Source organism: Streptomyces sp. GB4-14, from assembly GCF_022696125.1.
In the GTDB taxonomy this organism is placed as follows: domain Bacteria; phylum Actinomycetota; class Actinomycetes; order Streptomycetales; family Streptomycetaceae; genus Streptomyces; species Streptomyces werraensis.
The window spans coordinates 955,574-968,902 of sequence record NZ_RZHO01000002.1; the positions used below are offsets into that span (position 1 = coordinate 955,574).

General features: G+C 72.2%; 15 protein-coding genes. 7 read left to right on the plus strand and 8 right to left on the minus strand.

Annotation, left to right across the window (positions count from 1 at the left end; translation table 11 throughout):
- Positions 1-65 precede the first annotated feature (65 nt).
- From ELQ39_RS05615 to ELQ39_RS05625, 3 genes are all read left to right on the plus strand, one after another.
- Positions 66-1,511 carry an MFS transporter gene (locus ELQ39_RS05615; protein WP_242591218.1) on the plus strand — a complete coding sequence of 482 codons (1,446 nt, stop codon included), beginning with the start codon at positions 66-68 and terminating at the stop codon, positions 1,509-1,511.
- 286 nt (positions 1,512-1,797) lie between these two features.
- Positions 1,798-2,682, plus strand: a complete 885-nt coding sequence (locus tag ELQ39_RS05620) for a lysozyme (protein ID WP_242591219.1) — start codon at positions 1,798-1,800, stop codon at positions 2,680-2,682.
- Between the two features lie 99 nt (positions 2,683-2,781).
- Complete coding sequence (locus tag ELQ39_RS05625; RefSeq protein ID WP_391671759.1) at positions 2,782-3,441, plus strand: peptidoglycan recognition protein family protein; 660 nt, start codon at positions 2,782-2,784, stop codon at positions 3,439-3,441.
- Positions 3,442-3,457: 16 nt separating this feature from the next.
- Here the strand turns inward: ELQ39_RS05625 and ELQ39_RS05630 are convergent, their stop codons facing one another.
- From ELQ39_RS05630 to ELQ39_RS05660, 7 genes are all read right to left on the minus strand, one after another.
- Positions 3,458-4,846 carry a nucleobase:cation symporter-2 family protein gene (locus ELQ39_RS05630; RefSeq protein WP_242591221.1) on the minus strand — a complete coding sequence of 463 codons (1,389 nt, stop codon included), beginning with the start codon at positions 4,844-4,846 and terminating at the stop codon, positions 3,458-3,460.
- 251 nt (positions 4,847-5,097) lie between these two features.
- Positions 5,098-6,477 carry an 8-oxoguanine deaminase gene (locus ELQ39_RS05635; protein ID WP_242591222.1) on the minus strand — a complete coding sequence of 460 codons (1,380 nt, stop codon included), beginning with the start codon at positions 6,475-6,477 and terminating at the stop codon, positions 5,098-5,100.
- Between the two features lie 118 nt (positions 6,478-6,595).
- Positions 6,596-7,492, minus strand: coding sequence for a factor-independent urate hydroxylase (gene pucL / locus ELQ39_RS05640; protein ID WP_190001404.1), 897 nt, complete (start codon positions 7,490-7,492; stop codon positions 6,596-6,598).
- A gap of 5 nt (positions 7,493-7,497) precedes the next feature.
- A complete protein-coding gene (gene uraH / locus ELQ39_RS05645; RefSeq protein ID WP_190001403.1) occupies positions 7,498-7,902 on the minus strand; it encodes a hydroxyisourate hydrolase in 405 nt (134 codons plus the stop codon).
- Positions 7,899-8,417, minus strand: coding sequence for a 2-oxo-4-hydroxy-4-carboxy-5-ureidoimidazoline decarboxylase (gene uraD / locus ELQ39_RS05650; RefSeq protein WP_225628508.1), 519 nt, complete (start codon positions 8,415-8,417; stop codon positions 7,899-7,901). The genes uraH and uraD overlap by 4 nt, the downstream gene beginning before the upstream one ends.
- A gap of 156 nt (positions 8,418-8,573) precedes the next feature.
- Positions 8,574-8,942: a helix-turn-helix domain-containing protein gene (locus ELQ39_RS05655; RefSeq protein WP_225628509.1), complete on the minus strand. Its 369-nt coding sequence runs from the start codon at positions 8,940-8,942 to the stop codon at positions 8,574-8,576.
- Positions 8,939-9,190 (minus strand): hypothetical protein, encoded by a 252-nt coding sequence (locus ELQ39_RS05660; RefSeq protein ID WP_190001400.1) that lies wholly within the window; start codon positions 9,188-9,190, stop codon positions 8,939-8,941. The genes ELQ39_RS05655 and ELQ39_RS05660 overlap by 4 nt, the downstream gene beginning before the upstream one ends.
- A gap of 111 nt (positions 9,191-9,301) precedes the next feature.
- On the opposite strand from ELQ39_RS05660, the gene ELQ39_RS05665 reads away from it, so the two are divergent.
- The 4 genes from ELQ39_RS05665 to ELQ39_RS05680 all read left to right on the plus strand — a co-directional run bounded on the left by ELQ39_RS05665 (position 9,302) and on the right by ELQ39_RS05680 (position 12,524).
- Positions 9,302-10,132: a TIM barrel protein gene (locus ELQ39_RS05665; protein WP_242591223.1), complete on the plus strand. Its 831-nt coding sequence runs from the start codon at positions 9,302-9,304 to the stop codon at positions 10,130-10,132.
- Positions 10,133-10,194: 62 nt separating this feature from the next.
- Positions 10,195-11,085 (plus strand): 2-hydroxy-3-oxopropionate reductase, encoded by an 891-nt coding sequence (locus ELQ39_RS05670; protein WP_242591224.1) that lies wholly within the window; start codon positions 10,195-10,197, stop codon positions 11,083-11,085.
- A 335-nt stretch (positions 11,086-11,420) separates the two neighbouring features.
- The gene (locus ELQ39_RS05675; protein WP_030869843.1) at positions 11,421-11,657 is read left to right on the plus strand and encodes a hypothetical protein; all 237 of its coding nucleotides are present in this window, start codon (positions 11,421-11,423) and stop codon (positions 11,655-11,657) included.
- Positions 11,658-11,822: 165 nt separating this feature from the next.
- Positions 11,823-12,524, plus strand: a complete 702-nt coding sequence (locus ELQ39_RS05680) for a TIGR04222 domain-containing membrane protein (RefSeq protein ID WP_242591225.1) — start codon at positions 11,823-11,825, stop codon at positions 12,522-12,524.
- A gap of 28 nt (positions 12,525-12,552) precedes the next feature.
- Here ELQ39_RS05680 and ELQ39_RS05685 read toward each other — a convergent pair whose 3' ends face one another.
- Positions 12,553-13,314, minus strand: a complete 762-nt coding sequence (locus tag ELQ39_RS05685) for a ZIP family metal transporter (RefSeq protein ID WP_190001396.1) — start codon at positions 13,312-13,314, stop codon at positions 12,553-12,555.
- Positions 13,315-13,329 lie beyond the last annotated feature (15 nt).

Sequence of the window (13,329 nt, forward strand, 5' to 3'; positions counted from 1 at the left end):
GGCGCCCTCCATGGTCACTGACGATGTACCCCGTTACAAGTCGTGCACCTTTGGAGGTCAGCCCCATGTCCACCCCTACGGAGTCACCGGTGCCGGTGGCGCCGGACCGCGTCTTCTCCCGCTGGGCCTCACTCGCCGTCCTGTGCGCGGGAACGCTGATGACGATCCTGGACGGCAACATCGTCACGGTCGCCATGCCGGCGATCCAGGGCGACCTCGGTTTCGGCGCGCCGGGTCTGGCGTGGGTGGTCAACGCCTATCTGATCCCGTTCGGGGGGCTGTTGCTGCTCGTCGGGCGGCTCGGGGACCTGGTGGGCCGGAAGCGGATGTTCGCGTCCGGACTCGCGGTGTTCACGGCGGCGTCCGTGCTGTGTGGGGTGGCGGACGACCGGGCCGTGCTGATCGCGGCGCGCGCCCTTCAGGGGGTGGGCGGGGCCATGACGTCGGCCGTGGTGCTGGGCATGGTGGTGGCGCTGTTCCCGCAGGGCCGTGAACAGGCCACGGCGATCGCGGTGTTCAGTGCCGTGGGCGCGGCGGGCGGAGCACTCGGCACCTTCCTCGGCGGGGCGCTGACGCAGGCGTTCGGCTGGCACTGGATCTTCCTGATCAACCTGCCGATCGGGGTGGTGGCGCTGGTCGCGGCGGTCCGTGTCCTGGCCGACGACCGGCCCGACCCGGGCGCGGGGCTCGCGCGGAGCGCCGACCACATGGGCGCCGCGCTGATCACGGGCGCGCTGATGCTCACCGTGTACGTCATCGTCGGCTCCGGCGAGCGCGGGGCGGGCCGCACCCTCCTGCTGTCCGCGCTCGCCCTGGCGCTGCTCGCGGCGTTCGTGGTGCGCCAGGCGCGGGCCGCGCGTCCGCTGCTGGGACTGGGGCTGTTCCGCTCGCGGCTGCTGAGCGGGGCGAACGCCGTGCAGATCCTGATGATCGCGACGATGTACGGTTTCCAGTTCATCGGCGCGCTGTACCTCCAGCGGGTTCTCGGCTACGACGAGCTGACCACCGGGCTGGCCTTCCTGCCCGCACCCGTGGTGATCGGGGTGCTGATGGTGGGTCTGTCGGCGCGCGCGGTGAGCCGGTTCGGGGCGTACCGGGTTCTGCTGTCGGGGCTCGCGCTGATCACCGCGGGCATGGCGCTGCTGAGTCGGGCGCCCGCGGACGGCGCGTACCCGACGGACGTCCTGCCGCCGATGCTGCTGCTCGCGGTCGGGTTCGCGGCGGCGATGCCGGCGCTGACGGGGCTCGCCATGTCGGGGGCGCGGGAGGAGGACGCGGGGCTCGCCTCGGGCCTGTTCAACACCACGCAGGTGGTGGGCGGATCGCTGGGGCTCGCCACGCTGTCGGTGCTCGCGGCCGGCCGGATGGACGCCCTGCTGGGCAAGGGCGCCGAGGTGGTCGCGGCGACGGCGGAGGGATACCAGCTGGCGTTCCGTGCGGCGGCCGTGATCGCGGCGGGCGCGCTGGGGCTGGCGGCGCTCGTGCTGCGGACGCCTCGTCAGCAGACGTGAGCGGCAGGCTGTTGCGAAAGCCTGAGGTGAAGGCCGGGTTCCGGGTCACCGGAACCCGTTTCATGTTTTCATCCGATGAAAGTTTCCTCCGTTCGGCTCCCAAGTTTCCTGGCCATCCGCTCCTACAGTGGACCAGACCACCAGAGGAGCAGGGAGACTCTTTACACGCTGTGAATCTACGTGCGTAACTAATGACGCGCGCACGTCAAACAAGCACGGAACTGCCCAGGTGGCAGCGGCCGACGTCACCTCCTTCTCATCCCCACATGTGCCAGGAGGCAAGTCCATGCACGTACTCCCCCTCGTCCCCCGCCTCGCGAGACGCACGGCCACCGCGCTCGGCGTCCTCGGCGCCGCCCTCGCGCTCACGGCCACGACCGCCGCCGGCGCGGGCGCCGCACCGCAGCCCGACCCGAAGCCCCTCACCATCAAGCCCGGCCAGGCCTACATGGGCGTCGGCGCCCGCATCCACGAGGGCAACCCCGCCGCCGAGGAACCGTCGCGCGGCCTGCTGGCCCCCACCGACGGCGTGCAGGGCATCGACGTGTCGCACTGGCAGGGCAGCATCAACTGGACCTCCGTGCGCAACGCCGGCATCCAGTTCGCCTGGATCAAGGCGACCGAGGGCACCACCTACAAGGACGACCGCTTCAACACCAACTACGTCGCCGCGTACAACGCGGGCGTGATCCGCGGGGCGTACCACTTCGCCCTCCCCAACGCCTCCAGCGGCTCCACACAGGCGGCCTACTTCGCGGGCAACGGCGGCGCCTGGTCGCGCGACAACCTCACGCTGCCGGGCGTGCTGGACATCGAGCACAATCCGTACGGGGCGATGTGCTACGGCCTGTCCACCACGCAGATGCGCACGTGGATCAACGACTTCTACACCACCTACAAGGCGCGCACGGGCCGGGACGTCGTCATCTACACGACGGCGAGCTGGTGGAACACCTGCACCGGCAGCTGGACCGGCATGTCGTCCAAGAGCCCGCTGTGGGTGGCGCACTGGACCTCCGCCTCGTCGCCCACCATCCCCGCCGGCTTCCCCACCTGGACGGTGTGGCAGTACACCGACGCGGGGTCGGTCTCCGGCGTCTCGGGCAACGTGGACCGCAACAAGTTCAACGGCACCCGCGACCGGCTCCTGGCCCTCGCCAACAACACGTGACGGGCTGACAGATCCGTTCGTACGCGGCCACGCGGAGGGGCCGGACGTCCTCGGACGCCGGCCCCTCTCCGTTTCCCCCCACACCCCCTCTCCCGAGGAGTGATCGTGCATTCCAGCAACCTCTTCCGGCGCCGTCTCCTGCTCGCCGGCGCGGCCGGGCTCGCCGCCGGCGCCGTGTCCGGTGTCGCGCACGCGCGCGGCGCGGACGCCGTGCAGCCGGACATCGACGGCACGAAGGTCTGGGGCGCCCGGTCCCCGCAGGGGACCGTCAGCGTCCTGCAGTACCGGCCCAGCCGGATCGTGGTCCACCACACCGTGTCCGCCAACTCCACCGACTACTCCCGCGCCCGGGCGCACGCCCACGCCCACTGGGTGCAGGACCTGCACATGGACGACAACGGGTGGGTGGACACCGGCTACAACTTCCTGGTGAGCCGCGGCGGCTGGATCACCGAGGGCCGCACCGGCAGCCTCCCGGCGCTCACCGGCGGGCGGACCTTCGTGCTGGGCGCCCACACCTCCGGGCAGAACACGCAGGCCCTCGGCATCGCCTGCGAAGGCCAGTACCACGCGGGCGCGCAGCCGCCGCAGGCGCAGTGGGAGGTCCTGGTGGCGCTGTGCGCGTACACCTGCGACCGGTACGGGATCGCGTCCACGCAGATCTTCGGGCACAAGGACTACGGCACGACCGAGTGCCCGGGCGTCTACCACGACATGCTGCCCCAATTGCGGGCGGAGGTGGCGGCGGCCCGGGCCTGACCGGGCCGCCGGACCGTCAGGAGGCCGCCGGCGCCCTGCCCTGGGAGGCGAGGTCCTCGCCCGTCTCCATCGGATGGGTGACGTCGGCGGCCTCACGGCCGCTCCGGCCCAGGTGGTTGAAGACGAGGTTGAGCAGGACCGCGACGACGCAGCCGGTGGAGATGCCGGAGTCCAGGACGATGCGGGCCGTCTCCGGGAACGCGTGGTAGAACTCGGGCGCGCTGATCGGGATGACGCCGACGGCGAGCGACACGGCGACGACGAGCACGTTGTTGTCCTTGTCCAGGCCCGCCTTGGCGAGGGTCTGGATGCCGCTGGCGGCGACCGAGCCGAAGAGGACCACCCCTGCTCCGCCGAGCACCGGGCGCGGCACGACGGCGATCAGCGAGGCGGCGACCGGACACAGGCCCATGAGGACGAGGAAGCCGCCGCCGGTGGCGACGACGAACCGGCTGCGGATCCTCGTCATCGCGACGAGCCCGATGTTCTGGGCGAACGCGCTGCACATGAAGCCGTTGAACAGCGGTGCGAGTGCCGAGCCGAGCGTGTCGGCGCGCAGCCCGGCCGCGATGGTCCTCTCGTCGGCGGGGCGCTCGACGATCTCGCCGAGGGCCAGCATGTCGGCGGTCGACTCGGTCATCGACACGACCATCACCACGCACAGCGAGACGATGGCGGCGAGCTGGAACTGCGGGGCGCCGAAGTGGAACGGCGTGGGGAAGCCGATGAGGTCCGCGTCGGCGACCGGGGAGAAGTCGGTGACGCCGAACGGGACGGCGATCAGGGTGCCGGCGACCATGCCGAGGAGCACGGCGATCTGCTTGACGAAGCCCCGGGTGAAACGGCGCAGCAGCAGCACGACGAGCAGGGTGATCGCGGCGAGCCCCAGGTTGACGGCCGAGCCGTAGTCGTCCGCGTCGGGGCTCGCTCCCTGCGCCCAGCCGAAGGCGACGGGCAGCAGGGAGACGCCTATCAGGGTGATCACGGTGCCGGTGACCACGGGCGGGAAGAAGCGGACCGCCTTGCTGAAGAAGGGCGCGGCGAGGAAGCCGAGCAGTCCGGCGACGATGACCGCGCCGAAGATGACGGGCAGGGCGTCCTTCTTGTCGTCGGTGGAGGCGACGATCGCGGTCATGGGGGCGACGCCGGCGAAGGTGACGCCGTTGACGAACGGCAGCCGGGCGCCGATCTTCCAGACGCCGACGGTCTGCAGGAAGGTGGCGAGGCCCGCGGTGAACAGGCAGGCGCCGGTGAGGAAGGTGAGCTCGGCGGGGCTGAGACCGACGGCCGCGCCGACGATCAGGGGCGGGGCGACGACGCCCGCGTACATGGCGGCCACGTGCTGCAGGCCGGTCGTCGCCATCTTCGGCGCGGGGAGCTTCTCGTCTACGGGGTGGTCGGCCACTGCGGTGTTCCTCCGGTCGGTTGCACGCCGGGGCCGGCGTGGTTGTCAGGGAGGTGCGGGCGGGCGTGGGGTACCTCCCGCTCGAGTGCGGCCGAGCGTGGGGAGGGACGGTGACGTCCGGTGGAGCGGGTGGTGTGTGCCGTCCCCGGGGCGCGCCTGGCGCGCCTCGGGGACGGCCTCCGCGGATCCCGTGCGGGGTCCGCGGTCTCCGGGCCGGGAGCCGTCCCTCCCGGCCCGGAGACGTGCGGGGGTCAGGCGTGCCCGGCGATACGGGCGAGGCGCCGTGCCTCGGCTCGGGTGGTGCGGGCGACGGCGTCCTCGTCCGCGGTGAGGAGCCGTCCGTTCTCGACGATCCGGCGGCCGTTCACGAAGGACGCGGTGACCGGGGCGGCGGCGCCGAACACCAGGGCGGTGACCGGGTCGGCGATGGAGGCGTGGGCGAGGGTGTCCATCCGCCAGAGCACCAGGTCGGCGAGTTTGCCGGGCTCCAGCGAGCCGATCTCGTCCGCCCGGCCCAGTACGCGCGCCCCGCCGTGGGTGCCGAGACGGAGGGCCTGGCGTGCCGTCAGGGCCTTCTCGCGGTGGGCGCCGAGGCGGTTGATCAGCAGGGCGTTGCGCAGTTCGGTGTGGAGTTCGCCGGACTCGTTGGAGGCGGTGCCGTCCACGCCGAGGCCGACGGGGACGCCGGCGGCGAGCATGTCGGGGACCCGGGCGATGCCGGCGGCGAGGCGGGCGTTGGAGGACGGGCAGTGGGCGACGCCGGTGCCGGTGCGGGCGAACGCGGCGATGTCGGAGTCGTTCATGTGGACGCAGTGCGCCATCCACACGTCGTCGCCGAGCCAGCCGGTGGACTCGAAGTAGTCGGTCGGGCCCATGCCGAACAGCTCGTGGCAGAACTTCTCCTCCTCCACGGTCTCCGAGCCGTGGGTGTGCAGCCGTACGCCGAGGCGGCGGGCCAGCTCGGCGCCCTGACGCATGAGTTCGGTGGAGACGGAGAACGGGGAGCAGGGGGCGACGGCGACCTGGGTCATCGCGCCGGGCGAGGTGTCGTGGTGGCGGCGTACCGTCTCCTCGGTGGCGGCGAGCGCGTCGTCGAGGGTCTCCACCGCGAAGTCCGGGGGCAGACCGCCGTCCGACTCGCCGCGGTCCATGGAGCCGCGGGCGAGGGTGAAGCGGACGCCCATGTCGCGGGCGGCGGTGACGATCGCGCCGGACAGGTCGCCGGAGCCGCGCGGGAAGACGTAGTGGTGGTCCATGGCGGTGGTGACGCCGCCGCGGGCCATCGTCGCGAGGGAGCCCTGGGCCGCCGCGTGGACCATCGCCTCGTCGATGCGCGCCCAGGTCGGGTAGAGGGCGACGAGCCAGTCGAAGAGGTTGTGGTCGGTGGCCAGGCCCCGGGTGAGCCACTGGTAGAAGTGGTGGTGGGTGTTGACCAGGCCGGGGGTCGCGAGATGGCCGGTGGCGTCGATCCGGCGGGCGACGTTCTCCAGGCCCTCGGGGGCCGGGCCGGGGCCGAGCGACTCGATGCGGTCGCCGGCGAGGACGAGGTGTCCGGCGGCGTGCTCGGTGTCGTTCGCGTCGACGGTGGCGATCGCGCAGTTCTCGATGACGGTGCGCCGGTCTGCTGCCATGGTGCGTCCTTTTCGCGTACGGGGAGAGGGCACGGCAGGACCCTGGGGTTCTGAGTGCCGTGGCCGGGCGGGTGCGGGGCGCGGGTACCCGGCCACGGGTGCCGATGCGGGGGTGTGGTCAGAGGTTGGTGAGGTCCACCGGGATCCGCGGCTCGCAGCCGTCCCTGAGGACGGTGGCCTCGATCAGGCCGTAGGGGCGGTCGGAGGCGAAGTACACCTCGTTCTCGTTCTTGAGGCCGAACGCCTCCAGATCGACCAGGAAGTGGTGGCTGTTGGGGAGGGAGAAGCGGATCTCGTCGACCTCGGCGCACTCCTCGATGACGCGGGAGCCCATCTGGTACAGCGTCTGCTGCAGCGAGAGGGAGTACGTCTCGGCGAAGGCCCGCAGCATGTGCTGCCTGACCCGCGCGTACGAGGCGTCCCAGTCGGGCATCTCCCGCGCGTCGTCGGTCCAGTTGAAGCGCCAGCGGGAGGAGACCGAGGTGGCGAGGATCCGGTCGTAGGCCTCCTTGAGGGTGGTGTAGCGGTCCTTCACGTAGCCCCAGAACTCCGAGTCGGTGGAGTTCATGACGGTGAGGTCCTTCAGACCGGAGACGACCTCCCAGCTCTCCCCGTCGTAGGTGACCTGGGTGAGGCGGGTCTCCTGGCCCTTGCGGACGAAGGAGTGCTTGGCCTCGCCGGAGGTCTCGATGCGCTCCCAGGCGTACTCCTCGATGCGGATGCGCGCCCGGTGGATGGGGTCCTGCGAGGTGACGAAGTGGCGGGCGAGGTGGACGCCGAACTGCTCGGCGGACTCGATGCCGTGCTCCTTGGCGAAGGCGAACACCGTGTTCTTGGTGGTGTCGGTCGGCAGGACGTTGGCGTTGGAGCCGTTGTAGTGGACGTCGTCCATGTCGCCGGAGAGGGCGACGGAGACGTTGAGGTCCTTGATGTGGTGGGTGGCGCCGTCCCGCGTGATCTTGACGACTCGGTTCTCTGCCTTGCCGTACTGGTTCTGTCCCAGGATCGTGGGCATGGGTGTCAGCTCCCTCGGTAAACGGAGTAGCCGAACGGGTTGAGCAGCAGCGGTACGTGGTAGTGCTCGCCGGCCGTGACGGCGAAGGTGACCGTCACCTCCGGGAAGAACACTCCGGTGCCGCTGTCCCGGTGCGCGGGGGCGTCCTGCTGAGCCTCGGCCTTCTTCTTCGGGTTCTTCAGGAAGTACGGCTCCACCTCGAAGTCGAGCCGTACACGGGTGGTTCCCTCCGGCAGGGCCGGCAGGTCCTTGCACCGCCCGTCCGCGTCGGTCGCGGACCCGCCGAGCTCCTGCCAGGCGGTCTGCCGGCCGGCGCGGGCGAAGAGGCGTACGGTGACGCCCTCGGCGGGGCGGCCCGCGCTGGTGTCCAGGATGTGCGTGGACACGGAGGCGGTGGTGTCGGTGCTCATGCGAGTCGGTCCTCTTCGACGAGTCGGGTCAGCCGGATGCGGTTGATCTTCCCCAGTTCGGTGCGGACGATCTCGCGTTCCTTCTCCGGCGCGTTGCCGAGGCGCTCGCGCACGGCGTCGCGCATCTCCTCGGCGGTGCGGCCGGTCGCGCAGATCAGGAACACGTGGCCGAACCTCTCCTGGTAGGCGAGGTTCAGTTCCAGCATCTCGGCCCGCAGCTCGTCCGTGGCCCCGGCCATGCCGCGCTGCTCCCGCGCCGAGGTGGGGTCTCCCGGCCTGGGGCGGCCGATCGGCGGGTGCCCGGCCATCGCCTCGGCCAGGTCGGCCTCGGTGAGCGCGGCCATGGCGGTGTCGCTCTCGGCGTACAGCGCGTCGGGTTCCGCGTACGGGCGGGCGGCCAGCAGCCGCCGGGCCCAGGCGGTGGAGGCGCAGACCTCGAGGAGCGCGGTGTGCGCCGCGTGCTCCTCCAGTGCGTTGAACCGGGCCAGGCCCGGGGGCGTTGCTGTCGACGTCACGGGAGCCTCCGTGGCCGCGAACGGCCGTGTGCTGCGAACGGGCGTGCCGACAGTGAACGCCGTCACGCAGCAGGCGTCAACAGTTTGTTGAAAAATCCGTGTGACGTTCGGGTGAGGCGCCCGGACCGGGCTCCGTAAGGGTGACCGCGGCTCGGCTCAGACGCCCTTCTCGCGGTTGAGGTAGTTGTAGACGGTGAAGCGGCTGACACCGAGCGCGCTCGCCACCGTCTCCACGCCGTGCCGCACGGCGAACGCCCCGCGCGCCTCCAGACTGCGTACGATCTCCTGCTTCGCCTTGCGGTCCAGCTCCGCCAGCGGCATGCCCTTGCGCCGCTCCAGCGCGGCCAGGATGTGGTCGAGGGAGTCGGCGAGCTGCGGCAGCCGTACGGCGACGGCGGCGGCGCCCTCCCAGGTGAGCACCACGTCGTCGGGGCCGGCCTCGTCCGGCGGGACCATCTCCCCGCCCATCGCGTCGACCAGCGGCTTCACGGCCTGGATGAAGGCGCCCTGACCGGTCCCGCTCACCGGCCGCCCTCCTCGACCACGTTGACCTGGAGAGAGACGCGGGTGGCGCCGGCGGCCAGGGTGCGGCGCAGCAGGGCGTCCACGGCGGACAGCACCGCGTCGGCGCCGCCCTCGGCGGTGTTGCCGAACGGCCCGACGTCCACCTCGTCCAGGTCGGCCGTCTCGATGACCTCGCGCGCCACCACGGCGTGCTCGGGCGCCTCGTCGAGGTCGAAGGGCTCGGTCGTGAACTCCACTCGCAATCGCACGGGGTCAACCTACCGACCCCTTGACAGCTCTTCACCGGTGCGGGCAATCTTCCAGTAAGCAGAAAGCTTATTCCGCAATACGGAAAAACTGAGGGAAGGGAGCGCGGCCCCATGGGATTCGCAGACCAGCGCTTCACCGTCAACCTGTCGATCCTCTTCACCGAGCTCCCGCTCCTTCGGCGCCCGGCGGCCGCCGCCGAGGCCGGTTTCGGCGCGGTCGAGCTGTGGTGGCCGTGGGTGGACTCACCCGTGCCGCCGCGCTCGGAGCTGGACGCGCTGCGCACGGCGATCGAGGACGCGGGGGTGCGGCTCACCGGCCTGAACTTCTACGCCGGGCAGCTGCCGGGCCCCGACCGGGGCGCCCTGTCCGTGCCGGGCGAGGAGTCGGCCCGCTTCCGGGAGAACGTCGAGGTCGCGGCCGGTTTCGCCGAGTCGCTCGGCTGCCGCGCGCTGAACGCGCTGTACGGCAACCGGGTCGACGGGGTGGACCCGGCCGAGCAGGACGCTCTCGCGCTGGAGAACCTCGTCCTCGCCGCGCGGGCCGCCGACCGGATCGGCGCGGTCCTGCTGATCGAGGCGCTGAACCGGCCCGAGTCTCCGCGGTACCCGCTGGTGTCGGCGCCGGCCGCCGCCGGCGTCGTCGACCGGGTCAACGCGGCCACGGGGCTGGACAACGCGCGCTTCCTGATGGACCTGTACCACCTGGCCATGAACGGCGAGGACCTGCCGGCGGTCATCGACCGCTTCGCGGACCGCACCGGGCATGTGCAGATCGCCGACAGTCCCGGACGCGGCGCGCCCGGCACCGGGTCGCTCCCGCTGGAGGACCTGCTGGACCGGCTGCGCAAGGCCGGTTACGACGGCCGGGTCGGCCTGGAGTACAAGCCCGGCGACGGCCCGAGCGCGAAGGCCTTCGACTGGCTGCCGCAGGAGGCCCGCTGAGGCGTCGCGCGGTCGGCGCGCACCTTTCCGAAACGTACCGAGTCGTACCGAGAGGCACCCCCATGAGCACCCTTCCCAAGGTCGCCTGGATCGGTCTCGGCATCATGGGCTCCCCCATGTCCGAGAACCTGGTCAAGGCGGGCTACGACGTCACCGGCCACACCCTGGAGCGGGACAAGCTGGACCGGCTGGCCGCCGCGGGCGGCACCGCCGCCTCCTCCGTCGCCGAGGCGGTGCGGGACGCGGACGTGATCGTCACGATGGTCCCCGCCTCCCCGCAGGTCGAGGCCGTCGCGTACGGCCCCGACGGCATCCTGGAGAACGCCCGGCGCGGCGCCCTGCTGATCGACATGTCCTCGATCACCCCGCAGACCTCCGTCGACCTGGCCGCCGCCGCGAAGGAGAAGGGCATCCGGGTGCTCGACGCCCCGGTGTCCGGCGGCGAGGCCGGGGCGGTCGAGGCGGTGCTGTCCATCATGGTCGGCGGCGACCAGGCCGACTTCGACGAGGCGAAGCCGCTGTTCGAGGCGCTGGGGAAGACGATCGTGCGGTGCGGTCCGCACGGCTCCGGGCAGACGGTGAAGGCCGCCAACCAGCTGATCGTCGCCGTGAACATCCAGGCGTGCGCGGAGGCCGTGGTCTTCCTGGAGAAGTCCGGCGTCGACCTCGCGGCCGCGCTGGACGTCCTGGGCGGCGGGCTGGCCGGCTCGACCGTGCTGGCCCGCAAGAAGGACAACTTCCTGAAGCGGGACTTCAAGCCCGGCTTCCGGATCGACCTGCACCACAAGGACATGGGCATCGTCACCGACGCCGCCCGGAACGTGGGCGCCACGCTGCCCGTCGGCGCCGTCGTCGCCCAGCTGGTGGCGAGCCTGCGCGCCCAGGGCGACGGCGGGCTCGACCATTCCGCGCTGCTGCGGGCCGTCGAGCGGCTGTCCGGCGCGCGGGTCTGATCCCTGCCGCGTCTGCGAGACCCCGGGTGGCGCCGGCGCCGACATCAGTCCCGTCGCGCCCAAGGCGGCGGCGCCGCCCGGAACCCACGGCCCGCACCGCCACGCCGTACGGCCCGGACGAGGGGTGGCCGAACGGCACGGCGGCGATGCGGGCGGGGCGAGGGCGCCGCGGCGGCGCGCGAGCCAGTGCGGTGGTGAACGCCGCGGCCCGTCTCCTACGACCTGAGGGGAGACGTCCCGCGGCCGTCGCCGCCGCCGCGGTCCCGAGCCCACCCTCCCGCCGTGCGATCCGGTCCCGGCGTGCGGATCCGCCCGGTCCGCAGCAGCCTGGGGGCATGGCACATCCGACGGAGCATCCGCACATCGTGGTCCACGCGCCCGCCCTGGACGGCTCCCGGCGGGTCACCTCCGACGACGAGACGCTGGGCGTCGCCACCCACACCGACGACGTGGGCGAGATCCTGCGCCTGGCCGACCTGTACGTCACCGACGTCGAGGACGCGGACTTCATCGAGTGGCAGGGCGGCGGCCCGGACGACTGGCCGGGACTGTCCGAACACCACGAGCCGTGAGAGGCGGCCGTACGCCAACGTCCGTAGGCGGGCTACGGCACCCTCAAACGAACCTCTGAACACCGCCTCCCGAGGCTTCGGCGGGCCTTGCGCGCGGAACCATCCCCGCACACGGGGCCCGCCGGCACGGGGGCGGCGGGCCCCCTGTCCGAGGGGGTGCCTGTCATGGCCGACACCGCGGGCGTCCGGGAGACGCCGCACGAGATCGCCCTGCTGGCCGGGGGGCCGCGCGCCGCCGTCATCGTGGCCGTCGTCGCCCTTCATGTGCGCGGCGCAGTCGAGCCGGGCTCACGGGGCACGCTGGTGGCGGTCGACAACGAGGCGGGGCGCACGCTGCCGCCGCTGCCCGCGCCGGAGGACGACGTCCCGGCGGAGCTGCGGGTGCCGTACCTGGAGAGCGCGGTGTACCGACGGCTGCACGAGCCGTGCGACGTACGGGAGTTGCTGCGCGACCCGGATGTCCGGTGGGCGGTGGACACGCTGAAGACCGGGCTGGCGGAGACGGGCATGGTGAGTCCGCCGGCGCTGGGTACGACGCGGGCGGCACGCCGTCGCCTGCACGTGCTGCGCACCGAGTGTCCCGTCCCGGCAAGCCGGGCCGGCCTCTCCGACGAGGAGAAACTTCTGGCCGTCGCCCTGCACGGCCAGGCGGCCCTGCGTGTGGTCGTCCCTCGCTTCGCCCTCCGCGCGGGCCTCACCGCACGCGTCCGCCTCCGCCACAAGCGCGCCCTGGGGCCCTTCTCCGGCGCCTCCGGCACCTCCGGCGGCGGCTACTCGGGCCCCTACTACTGCGGCGGCGCGGCGGGCTGCGGGGGTGGCGGCGGTTGCGGGGGCGGAGGGGGCTGCGGCGGGGGCGGGGGGAACTGAGACGCCGAGACGGTGACCGGCACACTCCTCAGGTGTGGGAGAGGGCGAAGGAGACCAGGAAGCCGCACACGGTGACCAGGCCGATGGCCAGGTGAGCGTCCTGGAACGCCTCCGGAATCATCGTGTCCGCGATCATCGCGAGAATCGCTCCGGCCGCGACGGCGGTCACACCGGCGATCACGGCCGGGGAGAAGCCGCCGACCACGGTGTAGCCCAGGACCGCGGCAACGGTACTCGCCGCGGCGATGGCCCCCCACACCCCGAAGACGTACCCCTTGCCGCGGCCGGCCTTCTTCATCCCCGCGGAACTGGACAGCCCCTCGGGGACATTGCTGATGAACACCGCCGCCACGGTCACCAGGCTCACCGCTCCGCCGTCGAGCAGACTCACGCCGATGACCGCCGACTCCGGGACACCGTCCAGCAGCGCCCCGAAGGCCAGCGCGAGGCCCGAACCGTTCTGCTGCTCCTCGGAGGGCTGGACCTGGCTCTCGTGGTGACCGGAGCGCTTGCGGTGACGGGCGCCGCGTCGGGCCAGCCACACATTGCCCGCGGTGTAGAGCACGGCACCCGCCAGCGTGCCGATCGCCGCCGGGGCCAACCCGCCCTGCTCGTAGGCCTCCCCGACCAGCTCGAAACTCACCGCCGAGAGCAGCACCCCCGCCCCGAACGCCATCACCGTCGCGATCACCTTCTGCGGCACCCGCGCCGCGAAGCCCACCACCGCCCCGACGAGCAGCGCCGAACCCGCCACGAGACCCCACAGGCCCGCCTGAACGACCTCTGTCATGGTCTCGTGAGTACC

Coding starts and splice junctions, on each gene's coding strand:
- ELQ39_RS05615 (WP_242591218.1), top strand. CDS start 66: ATGTCCACCCCTACGGAGTCACCGGTGCCGGTGGCGCCGGACCGCGTC.
- ELQ39_RS05620 (WP_242591219.1), top strand. CDS start 1,798: ATGCACGTACTCCCCCTCGTCCCCCGCCTCGCGAGACGCACGGCCACC.
- ELQ39_RS05635 (WP_242591222.1), bottom strand. CDS start 6,477: ATGGCAGCAGACCGGCGCACCGTCATCGAGAACTGCGCGATCGCCACC.
- pucL (WP_190001404.1), bottom strand. CDS start 7,492: ATGCCCACGATCCTGGGACAGAACCAGTACGGCAAGGCAGAGAACCGA.
- uraH (WP_190001403.1), bottom strand. CDS start 7,902: ATGAGCACCGACACCACCGCCTCCGTGTCCACGCACATCCTGGACACC.
- ELQ39_RS05665 (WP_242591223.1), top strand. CDS start 9,302: ATGGGATTCGCAGACCAGCGCTTCACCGTCAACCTGTCGATCCTCTTC.
- ELQ39_RS05670 (WP_242591224.1), top strand. CDS start 10,195: ATGAGCACCCTTCCCAAGGTCGCCTGGATCGGTCTCGGCATCATGGGC.
- ELQ39_RS05675 (WP_030869843.1), top strand. CDS start 11,421: ATGGCACATCCGACGGAGCATCCGCACATCGTGGTCCACGCGCCCGCC.
- ELQ39_RS05680 (WP_242591225.1), top strand. CDS start 11,823: ATGGCCGACACCGCGGGCGTCCGGGAGACGCCGCACGAGATCGCCCTG.
- ELQ39_RS05685 (WP_190001396.1), bottom strand. CDS start 13,314: ATGACAGAGGTCGTTCAGGCGGGCCTGTGGGGTCTCGTGGCGGGTTCG.